Raw genomic sequence first — 23,850 nt, forward strand, 5'->3', positions numbered from 1 at the left:
GGATGCAAGGATCGTAGGTCGACCACCGCAGCTTGTGCTGCGGCAATGCGCGGGAAAACCGCTGGAGGAAATCGTTATGGCGACAGCGGCGGCAGATCGTGCCTTGCGGCCTCAGCCGAGCGACTGGCTCAGCAGGGCAAATGACCGGATGGCACCGGAGGCCGCCACTGCGCCTTTGGTCATGGGGATGGCCATGGCCACCCGCCGCAGGCCCAAGCCTTCGACCCACTCGATCAGTTCCCCGTTCGCCCGCACGTCCACGCGCAGGAACTTGCCTGCAGCGAGCCGCGTGAAGTGGGCGATCAGCGCCTTGGCGCCGTGCAGATCGGGCGCGATGACCGGCCCGATCACCAAGCCCCGGCCGAAACGACGCATGACGGCAAAGCCGACCGCCTCCATGTCCCGATCCAGCACGACGATCTCACCTTGATCCAGCAGCATCCGCAAGGCGCGCTCGCGCGGCATGCCCATCGCTTGCAGGTCAAGTGCTGCCAGCCTCGGAGGGTCGTTGCGGCCCGCAGGGCGCAGCCGCTCGCCGGGCAGGAAGCTCATCAGCGGCGCCGGGGAGGCGATCCCCTGGTGCTGGCGCACGTCTCCAGTGCTGACGAAGCCCGAGCGCTCGTAGAGGCCCAGCCCCTCTGTGGTCGCGTGCAGCGAGACATCACGGTCCTCGAGGCCCTCGAGCAGGGTCTGCATGATGCGCGTTCCGATGCGCTGACCCTGGTACCGCTGCGTGACGATGATCATGCCAAGCGTCGCGTGGCGCTCGCCCCACTTCCAGCGCATGCCGGTGCCGATGACCTGGCCGTCGCGCTCGGCGACGAATCCCTGCCCGAGCGTGGACGCGATGTGCCAGTCCATGGAGCGATGTGGCCACTGCACTTCGACGGACAGGGCGTGCGCCGCATCCAGGTCGTCGACGTGAAGCGGCCGCATCAGGACGCCGTCAGCGACCGCGGGCGATGGGAATGTGCGCAGCGACAAGAAGAACTCCCGCATTTTTCATTGAGCATGGTTTCTCGCACAACGGGTGACAGGAATCTAGGAGATTCTTGGCGCCCACGCTGGCAGAAGGACCACGGCACGAAATGCTGCCCGGACTCGCGGAGAGCATCAAAAAGGTGCCTCAGCATGTTCTGCGGGGCATCTTGGTGCGCGGTGCGCCGTTCGGGGGACGCGCATGCACAGCATGCCGAGCGGGCCGTCACATTCAGCAGTTTTCACCTGGCTCGCTGCGGCAATCGCCACAACCTCCTACGGGCTGCGTGCTCCAATTTCTTCGTTGCCAGACCCTCAACCACATCTTCCCAACGCATGAAGCTGGACTCCTACTGGACGGCCACCGCAACCGCGCATTCCGTGCTGGAAAAGCCCTTGCCCGCGCGCGCCGACGTGGCGATCGTGGGTGGCGGCTTCACGGGCCTGTCCGCAGCGGTGGCCCTTGGCAGGCGCGGCGCGCGCGTGGTGGTGCTGGAGGCCGGCGCGATGGCGGGCGAGGCTTCGGGGCGCAACGGTGGCCATGTCAACAACGGGCTCGCTGTCGACTACGCCACGCTGGCGGCAAGCGTCGGCACCGAGCGCGCGAGCGCCTGGTATCGCGCCTACGACGCAGCGGTCGACTCGGTGGCACGCATCGTGCGGGAAGAGCGCATCGATTGCAATTTCCTGCGGAACGGCAAGCTCAAATTGGCCGCACGCGCTTCCGATTACGACACCCTGGCCAGAGGCTTCGACCGCCTGCACCGCGAAGTGGATTGCGACGTCGAGTTGCTGGATGCCGCAGCGATCCGCGACGAGATCCAGAGCGAGCGCTTCGTGGGCGGGCTGCTGCAAAAGCGCAGCGCGCAGATGCACATGGGTCGCTTCGGCGCTGGCCTCGCGCAAGCGGCAGAGCGTCATGGTGCCGAGTTGCATGCGCAGACCGAAGTGCGCCGCCTGGAGCGGGTGCGCGGGCAGGTGCACAGGCTGCACACGGACCGTGGCGTGGTCGAGGCCGATCAGGTGCTGGTCGCCACCGGTGCCACGATGCATGGCAGCTATCCGTCGTTCGGCTTCTGGCGCCGTCGGATCGTGCCGATCGGCAGCTTCATCATCGTGACCGAGCCGCTGGGGCATGAACTCGCGCGTCGCATTCTGCCGGGCATCCGCACTTACACAACGGCAGCGCACATCCACAACTATTTCCGCCTCACGCCCGATGATCGGCTCGTCTTCGGCGGCCGTGCGCGCTTTGCGATGTCCAGCCCCAACTCGGACGCGAAGAGTGGCCACATCCTGCGCGAGGCCATGACCTGGGTGTTCCCGCAACTGTCGAAGACGCGCATCGACTACTGCTGGGGCGGCATGGTCGACATGAGCCGCGACCGGCTGCCGCACGCCGGCGAGCATCGGGGTCTGTACTACGCGATGGGCTACAGCGGGCACGGCACGCAGATGTCCGTGCACATGGGGCAGTGCATGGCCGACGTGATGGCGGGCGATTCCGCTGCCAACCCGTGGCGCGACCTGGCGTGGCCGGCCATCCCGGGGCACTTCGGGCCGCCGTGGTTCCTGCCGTTGGTGGGTGCCTATTTCAAGCTGAAGGACGCGCTGCGCTGACGCGCGCGGCCGACCTGACGAATCGTTGACCTGAAATCAGTCGAAGGAAATCGCATCGTGAACAAGCCCATTGCTCCGCCGCAGGACCTGATCGGTTCCGAAGACAGTTCGCGCCTGCTCGACGCCCTCCGGCGTGGCGCGACGCGCCGGGACCTGCTGGCGATGCTGATGGGCGGCGGCATGCAGGTGGCGCTGGCGACCACGGCTGCTGGGTGGGCCACCACGGCTCAGGCCGAGACGCCGCGGCGCGGCGGACGACTGCGCGTCGCAGGAGCGTCTTCGTCGATCAACGACACGCTGGATCCAGCACGACAGGCAAGCCAGTCGGACTACATCCGGTGCAACATGTTCTACAACGGCCTGACGGTGCTGGACAACGCGCTCGTCGCGCAGCCCGCCCTGGCGGAATCGTTCTCGCACCAGAAGGCCACGCTGTGGACCTTCAAGCTGCGCAAGGGTGTGCAGTTCCACGACGGCAGGGCACTGACGCCGGCCGACGTCGTGTTCTCGCTGAACCGCCACAAGGATCCCGCGGTCGCGTCGCGCGCGAAGACGCTTGCCGACGAGATCGAAGAAGTGCGCCAGAGCGGGCCGAACGAAGTGCAGGTCCGGCTGAAGACCGCGAACGCCGACTTCCCGGCCATTCTTGGCACCTACCATTTCAAGGTCGTGCCCGATGGCACGACCGACTTCAGCAAGGGCATCGGCACAGGACCGTTCAAGTGCAAGGAATTCAAGCCGGGCGGTCGCTCGCTGGCGGTGCGCAACGAGTCGTACTGGCGGCCTGATCGCCCGTACCTCGACGAGATCGAATATGTCGGCATCGGCGACGAATCGGCTCGCGTCAACGCCTTGCTGTCGGGCGGCCTGGACCTCGTGGCTGCCGTCGATCCGCGTTCCAGCCAGCGCATCGGCCAGACGCCTGGCTACGGCGTGTTCGTCGCGCCGTCGGGGCAGTACAGCGACCTGGTCATGCGCCGGGACAATGGACCGGGCAGCAATCCGGATTTCGTGCTGGCGATGAAGCACCTGTTCAATCGGGAGCAGATGCGCAAGTCGATCGCCTTGGGCAACGCGGCCATCGGCAACGACCAGCCCATCGACCCGACCAACCGCTATTTCAACGCCGCGCTGCCGCAGCGCGCGTTCGACCTCGACAAGGCGAAGTTCCACTTGCGCAAGTCCGGCCTGGGCAGCGGCGCCATTCCCATCGTCGCGTCTCCTGCGGCCACCTATTCGGTCGAGATGGCGCTGGTGCTGCAGCAGACGGCGCGCCAGATCGGCCTGAATCTCGAGGTCAAGCGCATGCCGGCCGACGGCTACTGGTCGAACCATTGGATGAAGAGCCCCATCGGCTTTGGCAACACCAACCCGCGTGCAACGGCGGACATCCTCTTCACGCAGTTCTTCAAGTCCGACGCGACCTGGAACGAGTCCGGCTGGAAGAGCGAGCAGTTCGACCAGCTTCTGCTGGCGGCGCGCGGCGAGGCAGACGAGGCCAGGCGCAAGAGCCTGTACGGCGACATGCAGGTGCTGGTGCACGAGCAGGGTGGCGTGGGCATTCCGCTGTTCATCTCCAGCCTGGACGCTCACTCGTCCAAGGTGCGCGGCTTCGTGCCCATGCCGCTTGGCGGGATGATGGGCACCGCGTTCGCCGAGCACCTCTGGCTCGCGGCCTGAGGGCTTCAGGCCTCGTGCGCATCATGAATCTCCTCCTCGCCCGCCTCATTGCCCAGCGAGTCGGCACGGCGCTGCTGTCCTTGCTCGCGGTCTCGGTCATCGTCTTCGCGATCACCGTGCTGCTGCCTGGCGACGCCGCGCAGCAGCAGCTAGGGCAGGAGGCCACGCCCGAGACGCTGGCCGCCCTGCGCCTGGAGATGGGGCTGACGCAGTCCGGGCCCGAGCGGTATGGGCACTGGTTGCTGGGCATGCTCAAGGGCGCACCGGGCCAGTCGCTGGTCAGCGGGCAAGGTGTGGCCGAGATGATCGGCGAGCGCCTGCCCAATTCGCTGCTGCTGGCGCTCATCACCGCGGCCATCTCGGTGCCGCTGGCGCTCGGCCTGGGCATCGCTTCCGCGGTCTGGCGGGGAACGTGGTTTGATCGCGTCGTGACCGTCGGCGCCGTCGCGGTGGTGTCGGTGCCGGAGTTCCTGGTCGCGACCCTGGCCGTGCTGGTCTTCGCCGTGGAGCTGAAATGGCTCCCGGCCCTCTCGTATGTGAACGACATCGCGTCGGTGGGGCAACTGCTCAAGGCGTATGCACTCCCCGTTCTCTGCCTGTGCTGCGTGATCGTGGCGCAGATGATGCGGATGACGCGCGCTGCCGTCATCGACCAGCTGCGTGCGCCCTACATCGAAATGGTGCTGCTCAAGGGCGCCAGGCGCAGCCGCATGGTGCTGGCGCACGCGCTGCCCAACGCCGTCGGCCCGATCGCCAACGCGGTCGCGCTGAGCCTGTCGTACCTGCTGGGCGGAGTGATCATCGTCGAGACCATCTTCAACTATCCCGGCGTGGCCAAGCTGATGATCGAAGGCGTGACCCAGCGCGACATGCCGCTGGTGCAGGCATGCGCCATGCTGTTCTGCGCCGCCTACCTGATGCTGGTGACCGCGGCCGACATCTTCGGCATCCTCTCCAATCCCCGCCTGCGCCACCCATGAACAAGCCCTCGAGTCCCGCTCCAGCCGCCTGCTTGCAGTCCGCCGCGGCCGCCGCCGCCGGCACGCCGCCCGAGCGGCATTGGCGCATTCCTGCTGCCGGCGTGATCGGCCTGGCCGTCATCTTTCTGTGGATGGCGGCGGCCGTGTTCGGCCCATGGATGCTGGCGGCGGACTCGGGCGACATGAGCGACGCCGCGGTCTTCGCGCCGATGGGGGGCGCCCATTGGCTGGGCACCGACTACCTGGGGCGCGACGTGCTCAGCCGCATCGTCGAGGGCGCGCGCTACACGGTGGGCGTGGCGCTGGCTGCCACGCTGTGCGCCAGCGTTGCCGGTACCACGCTGGCGCTGCTGGCGGCTGCCCGGGGCGGCATGATCGACGCCCTGATCAGCCGCTCGCTCGACACCCTGGTCTCGGTCCCGAGCAAGATGTTCGCGCTGCTGATGGTCGCGGCGTTCGGAGCGTCCGTGTCCATGCTGGTGCTGATCGCCGCCATCGTCTACGCGCCGGGCGCCTACCGCATCGCGCGGGCGCTGGCGGTCAACATCGGCGCGATGGACTACGTCACCGTGGCCCGCACGCGGGGCGAGGGAACCTGGTACGTGATGCGCCGCGAGATCCTGCCCAACATCGCCGGGCCCATGCTGTCCGACCTGGGGCTGCGTTTTGTCTACGTGGTGCTGCTGCTGGCCGGCATGAGTTTCCTGGGCGTGGGCATTCAGCCGCCTGACGCGGACTGGGGCTCGCTGGTGCGCGAGAACATCGGTGGCCTGTCCGAGGCGGCGCCGGCCATCATCGCCCCGGCCCTGGCCATTGCCAGCCTGACCATTGCCGTCAACCTCGCGATCGACGCCTTGGGCGGCTCGCACCGCCGGTCGGAGTGAGCGAAAACATGGGAGCTTCCGTTTCAGTGCAGGGCCTGCGCATCGTCGCGGGCGAGGGCGATGCCGGGCAGGTGATCGTCCACGACCTCAGCTTCGCGGTGAAGCCGGGCGAGGTGCTGGCCCTGATCGGCGAGTCCGGCTCCGGCAAGACCACCACCGCGCTGGCGCTGATGGGCTATGCCCGCGAGGGATGCCGCATTGCCGCAGGGACGGTCGACATCGGTGGCGTGGACGTCCTGTCGCTCGATGGCGAGGGACAGCGCCGCCTGCGCGGCCGCACGGTGGCCTATGTGGCGCAGAGCGCGGCCCAGTCCTTCGACCCATCGCGCACGCTGATCGACCAGGTGACAGAGCCGGCGCGCATCCACGGCCTCATGTCGCCTGCGGCGGCAAAGGCCAAGGCGCTCGCGCTGTTCCATGAGCTGGCCTTGCCCGACCCGGATCACATTGGCGAGCGCTACCCGCATCAGGTCTCCGGCGGCCAGCTGCAGCGCATCATGGCGGCGATGGCGCTGATCACGGACCCTGACCTGATCATCCTGGACGAGCCCACCACGGCGCTCGACGTCACCACGCAGATCGAAGTGCTGCGGGCCTTCCGGCGCGTGGTCCGTGAGCGGCGAGCCACGGCCGTCTACGTGAGCCACGACCTCGCGGTGGTGGCGCAGATGGCCGACCACATCCTCGTGCTGCGCGAGGGCCGCATGCGGGAGTGGGGCGGCACGAACCGCGTCATCACTGCTCCGCAGGACGACTACACCCGTCGCCTGCTGGCGGCAGCCCGGCCCGAAGTGCAGGAAGTCGCGCCTGCGCGCGGCGAAACCGAGCTGCTGCTCGAGGTGCGTGACCTGGCCGCAGGCTACGGGCCGCTCGACGCTGCCGGCAGGCACCAGGTGCCTATCCTGCAGGACATCCAGCTGCGCCTGCATCGTGGGCAGGCCATCGGCGTGATCGGCGAATCGGGCTCCGGCAAGACCACGCTGGCGCGCGCCATCGCGGGGCTGGTGAAGCCCTCCGGCGGCAGCATCCTGTTCAACGGCAGCTACCTGGCGCCCACGCTGGCCAATCGGCGGAAGGACGAGCTGCGGCGCATCCAGATCGTGTTCCAGATGGCCGACACCGCGCTCAATCCCGCGCACACGATAGAGGCGATCCTGGCGCGGCCGCTGCAGTTCTTCCATGGCCTGCGTGGCGCGCCGCTGCAGGCGCGCATTGGCGAATTGCTCGATCTCGTGAAGCTCCCGCAGTCCCTGCGTCAGCGCCGGCCCAGCGGCCTGTCTGGCGGCCAGAAGCAACGCGTCAGCCTGGCCCGCGCACTGGCCGCCAAGCCGGACCTGATTCTTTGCGACGAGGTCACCTCTGCGCTCGACACCGTGGTGGGTGCCGCCATCCTGGAACTGATCGCCGACCTGCGCCGCACGCTGGGCGTGTCCTTCCTGTTCATCAGCCACGACATGCACACGGTGCGTGCCGTGTGCGATGAGATCGTGGTGATGCAAGGCGGCCGCAAGCTCACGCAGATCGCGCGCGCGGACTATGCGCGCGGGCCGCATCACCCGTACTACGAATTGCTGTCGCGCTCGGTTCCGGAATTGCGTACCGGCTGGCTGGACGAGCTGCCGGCAACGGACGCGCCCGAGCTGGCTGTTTGAGGGGCGGCGGCGGCCGCAGCAAGTTGCGGCGACCGCCGGCGATTCGCCACGAACCTTGCGCTGCGGCGCGCCAACACGGCATTTTGAGAAGCGTTGCGCTGGTCTAATTTCTGCTCAATCTGGTACGGAGTTCGAGCATGTCCACAGTGGCAATGAACGGCGTGAGGGCCGCGGTGCGGTCGGTTGGGACGATGAGCTCGCGCCTGTCGAGCATCGACGCCCTGCGCGGTCTCGTGATGATCTTCATGCTGCTGGATCACATTCGCGAGACCTGGTTCCTGTACATGCCGGTGACTGATCCGGTCAATGCGGCGACCGTCGCGCCCACGCTGTTCTTCACCCGCATCACGAGCACGCTGTGCGCGCCGATCTTCGTGGCGCTCACCGGCCTTGGGGCGTACCTGTTCAGCCAGAAGCACACCAAGCGTGAGACCAGCGAATTCCTGCTCAAGCGGGGCTTGTTCCTGGTGCTTCTGGAACTCACGCTGGTCAACTTCTCCTGGCGGGCCGAGCTGCCGTTCACGGTCGTCTACCTGCAGGTGATCTGGGCCATCGGCCTTTGCATGATCGCGCTGGCCGCGCTGATCCACCTGCCGCACCGGGCGATCCTGGCGATCGGCCTGGTGATCGTCTGCGGCCACAACCTGCTCGACGGTGTCGTCGTCGACAAGGACAGCGCGCTCTACATGCCCTGGGGTTTCCTGCACCACCGCGTGGTGATGGACGTCGCCGGCGTGCCGGTGAAGTTCAACTATCCGGTGCTGCCCTGGCTGGGCGTGATCAGCCTGGGCTGGGCCATCGGCCCGTGGTTCAGTGAGCTGGCCGCCGAGCTGCGCCAGCGACGGCTCATCCGCCTGGGCCTGGGCATGATCATTGGCTTCGTCGTGCTGCGTGCGCTGAATGTCTACGGTGACACGCCGTGGTTCGTCGTCCCCGGGGACGAGCTGCGCACCGTGATGAGCTTCCTGGCCATGACCAAGTACCCGCCCTCGCTGCTGTTCCTGCTGCCCACGCTGGGCATCGGCCTGGTGCTGCTCGCGTATTTCGAGCGCTGGCAGGGCGGCCCCGTCTCCGAGCGCCTCGCGGTGTTCGGTGGCGCGCCGATGTTCTTCTACCTGCTGCACCTGTACACGCTGCGCGTGCTGTACCTGTGCGCCAGGGCCATCTACGGGACCAATCATGGCGACGTGTTCGGCGTCTCGTCCATCGTCTATGTGTGGCTCTGGTACATCGCCTTGATCGTCGCCTTCTACTTCCCCACCGCCTGGTTCTCCGGCTTCAAGAAGCGCCGCAAGGACATCTGGTGGTTGAAGTACCTCTGAGCAGCTTCATCGCGCAGGAAAGCGGCCGGTGCCCTGCGGGACACCGGCCGCTTTTTTTGCTCAGGCCTCGCCGAAGCCGAGGATGGCCTTGGTCTCCAGGTATTCCTCCAGGCCGTGCCGCCCGTATTCGCGGCCATTGCCCGAGAGCTTGTAGCCGCCGAAGGGCGCGAACGGATCCCAGGCGGGGTGATTGATCAGCACCTGGCCGGCACGGATCCGGCCGGCGACGGCGCGAGCCTGGGCGACATCGGTCCCCTGGACGTGCGCGCCCAATCCATAGACCGTGTCGTTGGCGATGGCGATCGCCTCTTCAACCGTGTCGTAGGGCAGGATGCAAAGCACTGGACCGAAGATCTCCTCCTGCGCAATCCGCATCTGCGTCCGGACGGACGAGAAGATGGTCGGCCGTGCGTAGAAGCCTGTAGCGAGGCCGTCAGGTCGGCCGAGGCCGCCGCAGAGCAGGCGAGCACCATCCTCGAGACCGACGGCGATCATCTGCTGGACGCGCTCGAACTGTGCGCGGTTGGCGATCGGTCCCAGGGTCGTGTCCGGCGACATCGGGTCGCCGACGATCAACGCGGCTGCCGCCTGGCAAGCCAGCTCCTCCACCTGGCGCAGCGCATTGCGCGGGACGATCATGCGCGTGGGCGCGCTGCAGGACTGGCCGACGTTGCGGAACGCGGCCGCCACGCCCAGCGGCACCGCACGGGCGAAATCGGTGTCGGGCAGCATCAGGTTCGGGGACTTGCCGCCGAGTTCCTGCGTGACGCGCTTGACCGTCGGTGCAGCAGCCTGGGCCACGAGGACGCCAGCGCGCGTCGAGCCGGTGATCGAGATCATGTCGATGCCGGGATGCTCGGCCATGGCGGCGCCAACTTCCGGACCCGAGCCGTTGACCAGGTTGAACACACCGGGCGGCACGCCGGCGTCGTGCATCAGCTGGGCGAACATCAAGGCGCTGTAGGGCGACAGCTCGCTGGGTTTGAGCACCACGCAGCAGCCCGCGGCGATGGCTGGCGCCATCTTGGCGGTGATCTGGTAGAGAGGCCAGTTCCAAGGCGTGATGAGCCCGCAGACGCCGATGGCTTCGCGCGCCACAGCCGTCGTGCCGTGGCGCTGCAGGAAGGGATAGGCGAGCAGTGCTTCGCGCGCCACACGCACATGTTCCGCGGCGAGCGGAACCTGTGCCGCCCGCGCATAGGTGCAGGCCACCCCCATCTCCAGGCTGAGCGCGAGCGCGAGTTCGTCGGCCCGCTGCAGCATCAGCGCGTGGATGCGCTCCAGCAGCGCGGCGCGCGCCTCGACGCTGGTGCCAGCGAACCCGGGAAAGGCACGCCGCGCGGCGGCCACGGCCCGGTCGACATCGTGCGCATTGCCCATCGCGATCTGTCCCAGCACGCATTCGGTCGCGGGATTCACGACATCGAAGGACGCTGGTGCCTCGGCCTGCTGCCACGCGCCGTCGATGTAGAAGCGCTGGGGGTTGACGCAGTCGACGATGGCCTGTTGCGGCGGTGGGGTCAATTCAGAGGCGGTCATCTCTGCAGTCTTTGAAAGAGGATTGAAAAAGCCCGGCGGCGACGGGATTCGCGGGCCGGGCAGCTTCGGGGAACGGGCGGTCTACTTCGGGATGTAGAGCTTCTCGTAGAAGCCCGAGGTCCGGATCTTGAGGGTTACATCGCTCTCGCCGCGGTTGCGCCAGAACCAGCCGTGGTGCCCGTCGAACGGGGCCGTGAACGACCCTTGCGCGGTCGTCAGGTCGGACTGCATCCAGTAGCGCGTGAAGCGTTCGCCGTCATTGGGCTTCTCGCCGTGCATGTCCATCTTCAACGGGCCGTTGGCGTCCCAGTGGAAGATCAGGTGGTCGCCCGTCTTCATCTCCGCCTTCACCTCCAGGCCGCTGTGCGGCTTGAGCACCACGGTCATCTCGTCCGACCGCATGGGGGTGGCCTTGGAGATGGACTGCTGGCTCTGCGGCTCGACGGTGATGGCGGCCTGCGAAGAGGAAGAGGTCGGGCTCGGGGCTGTCGTCGCGACGGGTGTTGTGTCGGGTGTTGCGTCAGCCTCGCCGCTGCGCATCTGCGTCAGCCCGAGTTTGGCGCCAAGCCCGGTGATGTCGATGCCGCGTTCGGCCGGCAGCACGAACAGGGTCAGCACCACGGTGGCGACGGCGAAGGCGCTCGCGCAGGCCAGGCCGAGCGTGCGTGGCGAGACCTCGTAGGTGGGGCCTGCAGGCGTGTTGTCGAGGGCGATGCTCATGGCGGAGAGATGGAGGTGAAGTAGCCCGAAAGCTGGTAGCCGATCAGCACGAAGCCCGCGCTCATCAGGGCCGCGTTGGCGAGCACGACGCTGCGCTGGAAACTGGCGGTCTGCCGCCAGAGGGACATCAGCAGCAGGATGAGGCCGAGGGCCAAAAACTGCCCCATCTCCACGCCGACGTTGAAGCTGACGAGGTTGGGCAGCAGTCCGTCCTGCGAGATCGAGATCTCCTGCAGCTTGGCCGCGAGGCCGAAGCCGTGGAACAGGCCGAAGATGAGCACCGCGGCCTTCTGGTTGGGCTCGAAGCCGAGCAGGCGCTTGAGGCCGCCCAGGTTGTCGAGCGCCTTGTAGACGACCGACAGGCCGATGATGGCGTCGATGACGAATGCGTTGGCGTGCACGTTGCCCAGCACGCCCGCCAGCAATGTCGTGCTGTGGCCGATGGCGAACAGCGTCACGTACGTGCCCACGTCCTTCAACCGGTACAGGAAGAAGATCACGCCGAACAGGAACAGCAGGTGGTCGTACCCCGTGACCATGTGCTTGGCGCCGAGGTAGATGTACGGAATGATGTTGATGCCGGGGTTGGACTCGATGAACGACTTGTCGCCATCGGACACGCCGTGCGCGCAGGCGGCGCTCGTCGCGACCGCCGCAGCAACCGCCGCCGTGGCGGCCAGCAGCATCGGCAGCCTCCGATGAGGCGCCGACGGCAGCGCTGGAACTGCGCGGCGTGTGTGGGTCGGCGTCGCGTGACTCACGGCTTACGGGGCGGTGAATTCAGCCGAGGTCTTGGCCATCGTGGCGGTGTTGGTCAACATGACCTCGACCTTCGAGCCAGGCTTGACCTTGCTGCCCTTGGCTTCGAACTTGTTCCCGGCGGCCGCCTTCATGGCCACCTCGGACTTCACGCCCTTGTAGGTGATCACCAGCTTGGCCGACATGCCGCTGCTGGGCACTTCTTCGTCCTCGTCGACCACGAATACCGACACGCCCGTGGGCTCGGTCAGCAGTTCGACCAGCGTCTCGCCGGACATCTGCACGATGCCGCCGTGCGAAGGCTTGGTGGCGCCATGCGCGAAGGTGGCGGCGCTGAAGGCGAGCGAGGCGCTGGCGAGAGCCAGCAGGAGAGCGGTTTTCTTCCAGGTCAGTGGCAGCGTCATGATGCGTTCTCTGTGGGTTGGGTTGCGATGGGCACTCGAGGCGCTCATTCCGGCGCGTGCTGTAGCGTGAAGCTGAGCGTGGCGAGGTGCACGGTCGCGTCGGCCTTGGCGGGGTCGTCCGACGGGCCGTTGTAGGTGGCAGCAAGGACGTTGAAGCCCTGGTTGCGGACCTTGATCGTGGCGGTGCCGTCGGCGCCGGTCTTCACGCCCGCGTTGTCGGGGTCGTTGATGTAGTCGTTCTGCACGATGGCGCCCGCGATGGGCTTGCCCTCGTACAGCACGCGCACGGTCAATGGCTGGTCCAGCATGTCGGGCAGCTTGCTCGCCAGCGGCACGATCTGCAGGGTCTGGTTCGCGAGCACCGGGATCGGACCGGACAGCGGCCCGTTGATGCGCACCGTGTACTTCTTCGTGTGTTCGCTGACCACGGCGCCAGGGACTTCGCTGCGCCCCTTCTTGTGCCACTCGCCGTCCGGCGTCTTGCTCCAATAGCCGTAGTCCATGTCGGCCGTCAGGATGGTGGCCGGGCTGTCGGTGTCGACCAGAACGATGGGGCCGGCTGGGCGGAGCTTGACGGGAATGGCCTTGTAGGCCGTGTCATAAGCGGCGTAGTGGTTCAGCAGCGGGAGACGCTTGACCATGTCGAGGTCGTCGGCGCCGACACCGTAGATCAGCGCCGTCTGGGTGGCGCGCTGGGCGAACCAGATGGCGTGGGCCTGCGCGGCGGAGGCGGCGATCAGGCCGGCCGTGAGGGCTGCGACTGCGACGAGTTTGGGGAACTTCATCTGGGACTCCGACGGTGAACATATGAAAGGATTCGACCCCGGCAAGAATACGGAATCGCCGGCGAGCAAGCTGCCAAATCGCGCGTGCGAGCGGGCACATCGTGCCGAATCGCGCGCTGGAAACCGCAGCCGCGGGAAGGGGCACCAAGCGGGGTCGCTGCGCACCAACATCGCAGGCGATCATGGTGCGCGAGAGGGCTGGAAACGAGCTGGTGGAAACTGCCGCAAGGCGCGATGCCGTGCGCTCGATTCGCATTGCCGGAGGCTTGTTCCATCTGCGAGTCCCCACCCGAAACGGCCGCCGCATGGCGTGCTGTTCGAAGACGGGAAAACGAAACTTCAGGGGCAGCCAGAGCCGCCCATTGAGGACTCCTTGCGGTGCCTTCATGCTTCAATTTCGCCATCGTTCATAGACAGGCGACCCGCATGACGTTCCGACCCAAATACATCACGTTCGATTGCTACGGCACCCTCACGCGCTTCCAGATGGGAGAGACCGCGCGGGCCATGTACGCCGATCGGCTGTCCCCGGAGAAGCTCGAGGTGTTCATCTCGGACTTCACCCACTACCGCCTTGACGAAGTGATGGGCGACTGGAAGCCATACGCGGACGTCCTGAAGAGCGCGCTGGAGCGGACCTGCAAGCGCCATGGCGTCAAGTTCATCGAGGCGGAAGGCCAGAAGTATTACGACCTGGTGCCGACCTGGGGCCCGCACGCCGACGTGCCGGAGCCGCTGACGCGCATCGCCAAAGAGATCCCTCTGGTCATCCTGTCGAACGCGATGAACAGCCAGATCCAGAGCAACGTGGACAAGCTCGAAGCGCCATTCCATCGCATCTACACGGCAGAGCAGGCGCAGGCCTACAAGCCGCGCCTGCAGGCGTTTGAATACATGCTGGACCAGCTCGGCTGCGGCCCGCAGGACATCCTGCACGTCTCCTCCAGCCTGCGCTATGACCTGATGTCGGCCGACGATCTCGGCATACAGCACAAGGTGTTCGTGAACCGTGGCCATGGGCCCGGCAATCCGGCTTACCGCTACACCGAGATCAAGGACATCGGCGGATTGCCTGCGGTCGTCGGGCTTTGAAGCCTTGCCATGGCCTGTGAAGGCCGGGCAGCCATGGTGGCAAGCGGGGCCGGCTTGATGGCCGCTCGGCGGCTGGTCGCTGCCGCATGCGAGCATGCTAGATTCGACTGCTGGCGCTGCTGCTTGATCCGGTGCGCCAGAACAGTTGGTCCGTGAATTTTGTGACATGCCCCACGCCGTGGCCCGCTTGCGCGCCGCATGCATCGCGCAAAGCGGCACCATGCCCCGCTTGGACCGCGATGGTCCGCGCAAGCTGCGCTGTGTCACTTGCCGCCTGATCCCCAGTCACTGCATGTGCGGCCTGAGGACCGTGGTGCAGACACGCGCTGCGGTGTGTCTGATCATGGCCGAGTTCGAACCGCTCAAGCCCAGCAACACGGGCTGGTTGATTGCGGACGTGGTGCCGGAAACGATGGCATTCAGCTGGTCCCGCAAGGCGGTGGACCCGGCGCTGCTGGCCTTGCTGGCCGATCCGCAGTGGCAGCCTTATGTCGTGTTCCCGGGCGAGTTTGCGGCGCCTGAGCGGGTCACTACGGAGCTATTGGACCAGGCGGGTGTTGAACAACCGGGCAAGCGCCCGCTGTTCATCCTGCTGGACGGGACCTGGTCCGAGGCGCGCAAGATCTTCCGCAAGAGCCCATACCTGAATGCGTTGCCGGTGCTGAGCCTGCGGCCCGAGCAACTGTCCCGCTACCGCCTGCGCCGCTCCACGCACGAGCACCATTTCTGCACGTCAGAGGTGGCGGCCTTGTGCCTCGCGCTCGCCGGTGAGCTTCACGCGGCGCAAACGCTGGAGGCCTATCTTGACGTGTTCAGTGCGCGCTACCTGAGTGCGCGGCAAAGCGTGCCGGCTGACGCGGAGGACGCGGCACACCAGCGTTTGCGGGCGCTGCGCGGACAAACCAGCCCACTGCCTGCCGGGCATCTGCACATTCGCAGCAGCTTGCCGCCACCCATAATCTGACGCAACAAGACGTTGCGGACGGCCCCCGCGGCGGCGCATTCGCGGATTGGCCATGAATGGCTCCGTCGCAAGCCCGCTGACTTCAGGCCCTCCGGTTTTTCCCAGCCGTGCAGCCATTGCTGCCGGGTTGCCTCCACTGCCCTGTTCATGCTCGACGACATCAAGAAAACCCTCTGGGCCACGGCCGACAAGCTGCGCGCCAATGTGGACGCGGCCGAATACAAGCACCTGGTGCTGGGCCTCATCTTCGTCAAATACATCTCCGACACTTTCACTGCCCGCACCGCCGAGCTGGCCGCCCGGCTGCGCGACCCGGAAGACGAATACTTCTACGGCGAAGGCCTGAGCGATGAAGACATTGCCGCCGAGCTGGAAGACCGCGATTACTACCGCGCGGCCAACGTCTTCTGGGTGCCCGAAGGCGCCCGCTGGGAAGCCTTGCGTGCGGCGGCTAAGCAGCCCGACATTGGCAAGCGCATTGACGATGCGCTGACCGTGCTCGAAGGCGAAAACCCCAAGCTCAAGGGCATTCTGGACAAGCGCTATGCCCGCTCGCAGCTGCCAGACGGCAAGCTGGGTGAACTGGTGGACCTGGTCTCCACCATCGGCTTTGGTGCCAGCGCTTCCGAGGCGCGGGACGTGCTGGGCCAGGTTTACGAATACTTCCTCGGCATGTTCGCCAGCGCCGAAGGCAAGCGCGGCGGGCAGTTCTACACGCCAGCCAGCATCGTCAAAACGCTGGTGGCCGTGCTGGCCCCGCACCATGGGCAGGTGTACGACCCCTGCTGTGGCTCGGGCGGCATGTTCGTGCAGAGCGAGCGCTTCATCGAGGCCCATGGCGGCAAGCTGGGGGACGTTGCCATCTACGGCCAGGAGGCCAACCCCACCACCTGGCGCCTGGCGGCGATGAACCTGGCCATTCGCGGCATTGACTTCAACCTGGGCCGCGAACCCGGCGACACCTTCACCCGCAACCAGCACCCGGACCTGCGGGCCGATTTCATCCTCGCCAACCCGCCGTTCAACATCAGCGACTGGTGGCATGGCAGCCTGGAAGGCGACCCGCGCTGGCACTACGGCGACCCGCCGCAGGGCAATGCCAACTACGCCTGGCTGCAGCACATGCTGCACCACCTCAAGCCCACCGGCCGCGCCGGCATCGTGCTGGCCAATGGCTCGATGAGTTCCAGCCAGAACAACGAAGGCCAGATCCGCGCCGCGATGGTGGAGGCGGACGTGGTGGAAGTGATGATCGCGCTGCCCGGCCAACTCTTCTTCAACACCCAGATCCCCGCTTGCCTGTGGTTCCTGGTGAAGCAGAAGCCTGCCGGGCGCAAGGGCCAGGTGCTGTTCATCGACGCCCGCAAGCTGGGCCGCATGATCAGCCGCGTTCAGACCGAATTCACCGACGCCGTGATCGAGCGCATCGGTGCCACCGTGGCCGCCTGGCGCGGCGAGGCCGAAGCCGGTGCCAGCGTGACCGCCTACGCAGACGTGCCAGGCTTCTGCCGCAGCGTCCCCCTCCCCGAAATCGCCCAACACGGCCACGTGCTCACACCCGGCCGCTACGTGGGCGCCGAAGAAGTCGAAGACAACGACGAAGCCTTCGCCGACAAGATGCAGAAGCTCACCGAAAAACTAGGCGAGCAGATGGCCAAGGGCGCGGAACTGGATGCATTGATTCGGCAGAAGTTGGGAGGGCTGGGGTATGACTTCTGAGTGGGGGAAATTCACAGACCTGCTCTCTGCCATCGTGGACAACCGAGGCAAGACTTGCCCGGTTGGTGACAGCGGCTTGCCACTCATCGCCACGAACTGCATCAATGCTGACGATCTTTATCCGCGATATGAAACGAAGCGCTTCGTTTCAGACGAAACCTACAGAACATGGTTTCGTGGGCATCCGAAACCGGGTGACATTCTCTTTATCTGCAAGGGGAGTCCTGGCCGTACCAACTGGGTTCCCGATCCAGTTGATTTCTGTATTGCCCAAGATATGGTTGCAGTAAGGGCAAATCCTGCAAAGGTTTACCCCAAATATCTGTTTGCGACATTGCGCTCTGAGGTTGTGCAGTCCCAAATTGACAACATGCATGTCGGCACAATGATCCCGCATTTCAAGAAGGGAGACTTCGACAAGCTTCGGATTCCCTTGCTTGATAGCGTGGCACAGGTGGGTGTTGGCGATTTTTATTTTGATCTGGCAGAGCGAATAAACCTCCTGCGCGAAACCAACGCCACCCTCGAAGCCATCGCCCAGGCGCTGTTCAAGTCGTGGTTCGTCGATTTCGACCCCGTGCGCGCCAAGATGGAAGGCCGTGCGCCCGAAGGCATGGACGAGGCCACGGCGGCGCTGTTTCCTGATTCGTTGGAGGAGACGGCGTTGGGGTCGGCGCCGAAGGGGTGGACTTTCAAGCCTGTCGCTGAAGTCGTTCAAGGCGTGTACGACGGCCCGCACGCGACCCCCCCGGAAGCCGAGTCGGGCGGCGTATTCCTGGGCATCAAGAACCTGACGGGTACGGCGCTGGACTTGACCGAGATTCGGCACATCGGCGAAGACGACTGGGCCAAGTGGACCAAGCGGGTCGAGCCTCGCATTGGTGACATCGTGTTCAGCTATGAGGCTACTCTGGGATTCTTTGCCTTGGTGCCGCCGGACTTGCGGTGTTGTTTGGGGCGCCGTTTAGCGCTCATACGGCCGAATACCAGAGATGGCGCAGGGCACTTCTGGTTTCATCAGTTTGTGGCCGAACCATTTCAACGTTTGCTGGACAAGCACACCATCCACGGCGCGACGGTCAACCGCATTGCATTGAAGGAGTTTCCGTCTTACTCGGTACTCACGCCACCAGTGGCTTTGCAAATGGCCTTCGATCAGGTCGCTGCGGCCATTTGGTCGCGGATTCATGCAAACCAGGCGCAGGCACAGGTGCTTGCACAGTGCCGGGATACCTTGCTTCCCCGTCTGATCTCCGGTCAAGTCCGCCTGCCCGAAGCAGTGCAATCGCAAGAGGAGTACGCGCTATGACGGTGAGCGTGAGTGATCGTTATGCGATGTGGGACCAGTTTCTGGCGCGTTGGCCGCTGAAGAGCTTGGGCGAGATGACTTTGCAGCAGTACACCCAGGCGGGCGACAAAGATAGTTTCACGAACTGGCTGGAAACCGGGACGGAGGACTTGGGCTCGATGTGGGGTGGCTCGTCCTTCAAGTTTGGCGTCTATTCGCGGAAAAATCAGTCCGCCAAGACAGATGGCGAGGGCCTGCGCTACACGCAGGACTACGCATGGCTGAACAAGTATGGCGAGACGCCAGAAGTTGCCTTCCGAGAGGTTCGGACCGCCATCGTGCAGGTGGCAGAGGCGGCGAGTCGCGGAGATCTTGCCGCCATCGACGAGGTCGACCTTGGCACGGTCACCAAATGGAAGATCGCGTTTCTGTACCAAGACCGGGCGCATCCATGTGTGTTGCCAATCTTCAAGCGCGAAAGCTTGCAGTCCTTGGTTGGACCTGGCAAACAAAGCTGTGCGGCGCTTCAGTACGCATTGACGGCGAAGCGCCACGACCTGGATCTCCTGGCCTATGGAGATGAGTTGTGGTCCGACATCCAGACCATTGAAGCGGCCAAGTTGGGCTTGGAGGCTGCTTTGGCCTATCTGGAAAGCCACGATGGCCTTCAGCCCGTCAAAGAGCCGACCAAATACCTCGCGGGCTTCAAAACCGCATCAGGCTTACAACTGGCATTGGTGAGAACCAACAACACGCCCACGCTCTGCCTCAGCCCTGGTGATTGGCTGGATGGGGTTCGCGGCGAGTTGCAAGACATCAAGTTTCATGCGGCGGACAAGCCGCGCAATAGCAACCTGGCTGCTAACGCGCCGTCGCTCGCCGTAGGGCAACCTATGGTGCAAGTGGCAGTTCCCAGTCTCAAAGCCTTGATGGACCTCTGTGAGGCCTATATCGGCGCCACCGAGTCAGAGTCCGCGGATACGCCCTCTCCCGCGCGTGCCATGCAACCCATGCTGCCCATGCCCCAGCCACCACTGAACCAAATCCTGTATGGCCCGCCGGGTACTGGCAAAACCTATGCAACGGTGAACGCCGCGTTGGCCATCCTCGACCCGGCCTTTTTGGCTTCGCATGGTGATGACCGGGCTGCGTTGAAGGCTCGATTTGATGCGTTGATCGAAGACCAGCGCATTCGCTTCGTGACCTTTCACCAGAGCTTCAGCTATGAAGACTTTGTGGAAGGGCTGCGAGCCACGACTTCGGAGGACGCCGGCCAGATCCGCTACGAGATCGTGGATGGGGTGTTCAAAGTGATTTGCGAGGCGGCTGCGGCCAAGGTTGTGCTGCCGGCCGAAGCTGGGGCGGGTGCATTGCCCACGTTGGACGTGAAGGGCCGGCGCATTTGGAAGATGTCGCTGGGCAATACCTTGGGCAGCGATGCTTCGATCTACGACGAGTGCATTGCCAGCGGCTACGCGCTGCTGGGCTATGGCGGCAAGGTTGACTTCGCCGGCTGCAAGTCTCGCGAAGAGGTGCTGCAGCGCTACCAAGCCGGTGGTTTGCGCCTGGAAAACGCGCAAACCGACTACGGCGTGACCAGTGTCACGGCCTTTGTGGTCCGCATGAAACCGGGCGACCTGGTGGTCATCAGCGATGGCAACTTCAAGTTCCGGGCGATTGGTGAAGTCGCTGGGGACTACGCCCTCAAACCGCACAGCGAATACGACAACGACTATTCGCAGATGCGCCCCGTCAGGTGGTTGCGCACCTATGTGCCATCGCAGCCGCATGGCGAGCTGATGAACAACCAGTTCAGCCAAATGACGCTGTATGAGCTGCGGCCTGGCTCCATCGATGTGGCCAAGCTGCAACGGCTGTTGGGCGAAGGCAGGTCAGAGGTTGGCTCCGGCCAGTTGCAGCTTGGCACCGTGGGTTCCTCGGGCTACGAAATCACGCGGGTGAGCGCCGATCTGGTTGAGCTGAACAAGCCCAACGGCAACCGCTTGGCATTTGCGATGAGCTTGTTGAACACCCTGGCAGCCGCTGTGCGGGCAGGCCAGATCAGTGTTGAAGACATTCGGCAGAAGCGGGCCGTGGAAAAGCTGCCAGGCCAGGGCTTGGAGCCGTACCTGGTGAACGGCTACCCCAACATCCTGGCGCCCTTGGTAGAGCGCCTCGCAGGAGGCGGAGCGGCTGTGCTTGGTGGCAAGGCGGGCGACGTTTCTCCGGATGCTCGAGTCTTGATCATCGACGAGATCAACCGGGGCAACATCTCCCGCATCTTCGGTGAGCTGATCACGCTGATCGAGCCCTCCAAGCGGGCCGGTGCTGACGAGGCGCTGGAGGCGGTGCTGCCGTATTCGCAAGAGTCGTTCAGCGTGCCTGGCAACGTCTACCTGATTGGGACCATGAACACGGCGGATCGCTCACTCGCGGGGCTGGACATTGCGCTGCGTCGTCGCTTTGTGTTCAAGGAGATGCCACCTCAGCCGGATTTGCTACGCGGCGTGGAAGTGGCGGGAGTGGACTTGGGCGAGTTACTTGCCACCCTGAACCAGCGCATCGAGGCGCTGCTGGATCGCGAGCATTGCCTGGGCCACGCCTATTTCATGCCGCTCAAGGCGGCGCCTTCGTTGGCGAAGCTGTCGGAAGTGTTCCGCAATCAAGTGCTGCCGCTGCTGCAGGAGTATTTCTTCGAGGACTGGCAGCGCATTCAGTGGGTGCTGAACGACCATCGCAAAGCCAACCTGGAGCATCAGTTTGTGCAAGCAGTGCCACTGGATGCGGCGCGGCTGTTTGGACCTGGCGTGAATGTGTCGCAGCAGCGTCCGGCCTGGCGCGTCAATGGTGATGCCTTCATGCGAGCCGAGAGCTACCTGGGCGTGCTGGACGCAACGGCCGCTGTGTGAATACGGTCATCAGCGTCCGCGAGCACGCGTGGCTGAGCACGACGCCTCAGCCACCGTCCTTGGACTGTGCGCAGATCAGCGAGAGTGCCTTCGATCATCTTTGCCAGGTCAGCGAGCTGTTTTCACGCAGTGGCGCGCCCTTGGCTCAGCTGGAGGGCAGGCGGCGCTTGAAGCTGGACAACTACGTGGGCGTGATTTGCACGCCTTGCGGCACCACGCTGGAAGTGTTGCCCAAGCTCCACGAGTTGGAAGACAGCGTGGCGGGCAGCCGGGCACTGTTGCGCAAACTGATCCAGGCGAGTTTGAACTTGTCCGCCCGCGAGGTGGGGCAGGCGGCCATTGAGCGGTTCGATGCGCCATTGTCCGAGTGGGTGATGCGCCGATTTCTGGACGAGCTGGACACCGTGGTGAAGCGAGGCCTGCGCTTCGACTACCACCGACTGGAAGAGGAACTGCCCTTTGTGCGAGGTCAACTGGATTTGAAGGCGCAGCTGCGCCAGCCACCCGGCAAGGCGCACCGCTTCCACGTTCGACACGACGTTTACTTGCCAGACCGCGCGGAGAATCGGCTTCTCAGGTTGGCACTGGAGCGCGTGCGCGTGGCCACGCAGGACCCGGACAGCTGGCGCTTGGCGCAGGAGCTGAGCATGCGATTGATCGAGGTGCCATCCAGTCGGCATGTCCCCGGTGACTTCCGAGCCTGGGGCAGTGATCGGTTGATGGCGCACTACCGCGCCGTGAAGCCCTGGTGTGAGCTGATCTTGAATCGCTTGATGCCGCTGGCCGTGTTGGGCGTGCATCAGGGGTTGAGCCTGCTGTTCCCGATGGAGAAGCTGTTCGAGCGTCACGTGGCGGCCTGGCTGCGCCAACACGTGCTGCCGGAGGTGGGCATTCGCACGCCGGCCGCCAGCGAGGCGCTTTGCCTGCATTTGGATCGGCCCATGTTCCGGTTGGAGCCGGATGTCCTGCTGCGCATGGGCGCGGTGCGCCGCGTGCTGGACATGAAATGGAAGCGGCTGGATGCGGGCAACCGCGAGCAGAAGTACCAGTTGAGCCAATCCGACCTGTATCAGATGTTCGCTTACGGCCACAAGTACCTGGCAGGCGCTGGGCAGATGGCGCTGATCTATCCGCGATCGGCCAAGTTCAGCCAGCCGCTGCCACCATTTGATTTCAACGGCGGCATGCGGCTGCATGTGCTGCCGTTTGATCTGGACCGGGACGAATTGGTCGGGGCTGAGCGGGTGCTGGCAGGATTCAGCGACCGCTGGTCTGCGGTGCCGAAGGTCGATGGCGCAGTGCTGTGCGCCATTGAAACCAAGCTTTCATAAGACCGCTTCGTATTAAAGAATGCTTTAATACAAGCCCACTCATTCAAAGAATCTTTGCATGTGATGCGCAGCACTGGCAGCTTGGTCACGACCACCACCCTGGGTGAAGCCGTTCAGGCGTTTGTGCCATGTCCGTTGCCGCCGAGCGAGCCGGCACTGGACCTGGCCGGCTTCGAGCCTGCCCATCGTGCGGCCGAGGTGGCCCTGGCCAGGCTGGCCGGCGTTTCGGGCTTGGTGCCTTCGGTGGACTGGCTGCTCTACAGCGCCATTCGCAAGGAGGCTTTGCTGACCTCGCAGATCGAGGGCACGCAGGCCACGCTGGACGACTTGTTCGAGGACGAAGCGGGCTTTGCCGTTGCCAACACCGAGGACGTGGAGGAGGTGACGAACTACCTGCGCGCTTTTCGGCTGGTGCGCGAGCAGTTGCAGGACCCGCACGGCTTGCCGATCAGTGTGCGGCTGCTGTGCGAGGCGCATCGGCTGTTGCTGGATGGTGTGCGGGGTGCGGGCAAGCAACCGGGTGAGCTGCGCCGCTCGCAGAACTGGATCGGCGGCACGCGGCCTGGCAATGCGGTGTTCGTGCCGCCGCCGGCAGATCGCATTGGTGCCTTGTTGGGCGACCTGGAGCGCTTCATCCATGCACCTGCCGGCGGCTTGCCGCCGTTGGTGAAGATTGCGCTGGTGCATGCCCAGTTCGAAACCATCCACCCCTTTCTGGATGGCAATGGCCGCATAGGCCGCCTGCTGATCGCCGCTTTGCTGGAACATTGGGCCTTGCTGCCCGAGCCCCTGATGTACCTGAGCGGATACCTGAAGCAACACCAGGCCGAGTACTACCGGCGTTTGTCTCTTGTTCGCTCACAAGGCGACTGGGAAGGCTGGGTGGGCTTTTTCCTGGGGGGCGTTGAGGCCGCAGCTGCGCAAGCGGAGCGGGGCATTGTGGCCATTGCCAGCCTGGTGGCGGCCGACAGGCGGCTGCTGTTGGATTCCCCCAAGGCCGGCCCCGCCAGCTACCGGCTGTTCGAGATGCTGCCGATGATGCCGCGCTTCACCGTGGAGCAGGTGCGGCACAAACTGGGCACGAGTTTTCCGACGGCCAACGCAGCGGTGCAGGTGCTGGCCGCGCTGGGCATCGTGGCCGAACTGACCGGACAAAAGAAGAACCGCAGCTACAGCTATCCGGCCTACATCGCGCTGCTCACGCGCTGAACCCCTACCTGAACG

General features: G+C 65.0%; 19 protein-coding genes. 13 read left to right on the forward strand and 6 right to left on the reverse strand.

What is annotated here, in order from left to right:
* Positions 1 to 111: 111 nt before the first annotated feature.
* Positions 112 to 984, reverse strand: a complete 873-nt coding sequence (locus LRH25_RS19475; RefSeq protein WP_231011981.1) for a GNAT family N-acetyltransferase — start codon at positions 982 to 984, stop codon at positions 112 to 114.
* A gap of 330 nt (positions 985 to 1,314) precedes the next feature.
* Here LRH25_RS19475 and LRH25_RS19480 point away from each other — a divergent pair, with 330 nt between their 5' ends.
* From LRH25_RS19480 to LRH25_RS19505, 6 genes are all read left to right on the forward strand, one after another.
* Entirely contained in the window at positions 1,315 to 2,598 is a 1,284-nt protein-coding gene (locus tag LRH25_RS19480) for an NAD(P)/FAD-dependent oxidoreductase (RefSeq protein ID WP_141284220.1), read from the forward strand.
* 162 nt (positions 2,599 to 2,760) lie between these two features.
* Positions 2,761 to 4,278, forward strand: a complete 1,518-nt coding sequence (locus LRH25_RS19485) for an ABC transporter substrate-binding protein (protein ID WP_141284260.1) — start codon at positions 2,761 to 2,763, stop codon at positions 4,276 to 4,278.
* Positions 4,279 to 4,301: 23 nt separating this feature from the next.
* Positions 4,302 to 5,258 carry an ABC transporter permease gene (locus LRH25_RS19490; protein ID WP_141284221.1) on the forward strand — a complete coding sequence of 319 codons (957 nt, stop codon included), beginning with the start codon at positions 4,302 to 4,304 and terminating at the stop codon, positions 5,256 to 5,258.
* The gene (locus LRH25_RS19495) at positions 5,255 to 6,142 is read left to right on the forward strand and encodes an ABC transporter permease (RefSeq protein WP_141284222.1); all 888 of its coding nucleotides are present in this window, start codon (positions 5,255 to 5,257) and stop codon (positions 6,140 to 6,142) included. Before LRH25_RS19490 ends, LRH25_RS19495 begins: the two co-directional genes overlap by 4 nt.
* An 8-nt stretch (positions 6,143 to 6,150) precedes the next feature.
* Positions 6,151 to 7,794 carry an ABC transporter ATP-binding protein gene (locus LRH25_RS19500; protein WP_141284224.1) on the forward strand — a complete coding sequence of 548 codons (1,644 nt, stop codon included), beginning with the start codon at positions 6,151 to 6,153 and terminating at the stop codon, positions 7,792 to 7,794.
* A gap of 137 nt (positions 7,795 to 7,931) precedes the next feature.
* Entirely contained in the window at positions 7,932 to 9,116 is a 1,185-nt protein-coding gene (locus LRH25_RS19505; RefSeq protein WP_141284226.1) for an acetyltransferase domain-containing protein, read from the forward strand.
* A 60-nt stretch (positions 9,117 to 9,176) separates the two neighbouring features.
* Here the strand turns inward: LRH25_RS19505 and LRH25_RS19510 are convergent, their stop codons facing one another.
* The 5 genes from LRH25_RS19510 to LRH25_RS19530 all read right to left on the reverse strand — a co-directional run bounded on the left by LRH25_RS19510 (position 9,177) and on the right by LRH25_RS19530 (position 13,323).
* On the reverse strand, positions 9,177 to 10,655 hold the full coding sequence (locus LRH25_RS19510) for an aldehyde dehydrogenase family protein (protein WP_141284228.1): 1,479 nt from the start codon (positions 10,653 to 10,655) through the stop codon (positions 9,177 to 9,179).
* An 81-nt stretch (positions 10,656 to 10,736) separates the two neighbouring features.
* The gene (locus LRH25_RS19515; protein ID WP_141284230.1) at positions 10,737 to 11,375 is read right to left on the reverse strand and encodes a hypothetical protein; all 639 of its coding nucleotides are present in this window, start codon (positions 11,373 to 11,375) and stop codon (positions 10,737 to 10,739) included.
* Positions 11,372 to 12,061: a HupE/UreJ family protein gene (locus LRH25_RS19520; RefSeq protein WP_141284232.1), complete on the reverse strand. Its 690-nt coding sequence runs from the start codon at positions 12,059 to 12,061 to the stop codon at positions 11,372 to 11,374. Before LRH25_RS19520 ends, LRH25_RS19515 begins: the two co-directional genes overlap by 4 nt.
* Positions 12,062 to 12,139: 78 nt before the next feature.
* Positions 12,140 to 12,538 carry a hypothetical protein gene (locus LRH25_RS19525; protein ID WP_141284234.1) on the reverse strand — a complete coding sequence of 133 codons (399 nt, stop codon included), beginning with the start codon at positions 12,536 to 12,538 and terminating at the stop codon, positions 12,140 to 12,142.
* A 44-nt stretch (positions 12,539 to 12,582) separates the two neighbouring features.
* Positions 12,583 to 13,323: a DUF4198 domain-containing protein gene (locus LRH25_RS19530; protein ID WP_141284236.1), complete on the reverse strand. Its 741-nt coding sequence runs from the start codon at positions 13,321 to 13,323 to the stop codon at positions 12,583 to 12,585.
* Between the two features lie 426 nt (positions 13,324 to 13,749).
* Between LRH25_RS19530 and LRH25_RS19535 the strand changes: the two genes are divergently transcribed.
* From LRH25_RS19535 to LRH25_RS19565, 7 genes are all read left to right on the forward strand, one after another.
* A complete protein-coding gene (locus LRH25_RS19535) occupies positions 13,750 to 14,415 on the forward strand; it encodes a haloacid dehalogenase type II (protein WP_141284238.1) in 666 nt (221 codons plus the stop codon).
* Between the two features lie 166 nt (positions 14,416 to 14,581).
* The gene (locus LRH25_RS19540; RefSeq protein WP_141284240.1) at positions 14,582 to 15,379 is read left to right on the forward strand and encodes a tRNA-uridine aminocarboxypropyltransferase; all 798 of its coding nucleotides are present in this window, start codon (positions 14,582 to 14,584) and stop codon (positions 15,377 to 15,379) included.
* Between the two features lie 147 nt (positions 15,380 to 15,526).
* A complete protein-coding gene (locus LRH25_RS19545) occupies positions 15,527 to 17,098 on the forward strand; it encodes a class I SAM-dependent DNA methyltransferase (protein ID WP_141284242.1) in 1,572 nt (523 codons plus the stop codon).
* Positions 17,088 to 18,407 carry a restriction endonuclease subunit S gene (locus LRH25_RS19550; protein WP_141284244.1) on the forward strand — a complete coding sequence of 440 codons (1,320 nt, stop codon included), beginning with the start codon at positions 17,088 to 17,090 and terminating at the stop codon, positions 18,405 to 18,407. The genes LRH25_RS19545 and LRH25_RS19550 overlap by 11 nt, the downstream gene beginning before the upstream one ends.
* Positions 18,404 to 21,295 (forward strand): DUF8426 domain-containing protein, encoded by a 2,892-nt coding sequence (locus tag LRH25_RS19555; RefSeq protein WP_231011984.1) that lies wholly within the window; start codon positions 18,404 to 18,406, stop codon positions 21,293 to 21,295. Before LRH25_RS19550 ends, LRH25_RS19555 begins: the two co-directional genes overlap by 4 nt.
* Complete coding sequence (locus LRH25_RS19560) at positions 21,292 to 22,626, forward strand: McrC family protein (RefSeq protein WP_141284246.1); 1,335 nt, start codon at positions 21,292 to 21,294, stop codon at positions 22,624 to 22,626. Before LRH25_RS19555 ends, LRH25_RS19560 begins: the two co-directional genes overlap by 4 nt.
* Before the next feature lie 63 nt (positions 22,627 to 22,689).
* Positions 22,690 to 23,835: a Fic family protein gene (locus LRH25_RS19565; RefSeq protein ID WP_141284248.1), complete on the forward strand. Its 1,146-nt coding sequence runs from the start codon at positions 22,690 to 22,692 to the stop codon at positions 23,833 to 23,835.
* Positions 23,836 to 23,850 lie beyond the last annotated feature (15 nt).

The sequence above is a fragment of the Ideonella azotifigens genome, from assembly GCF_021043325.1.
Lineage (GTDB): Bacteria > Pseudomonadota > Gammaproteobacteria > Burkholderiales > Burkholderiaceae_C > Ideonella > Ideonella azotifigens.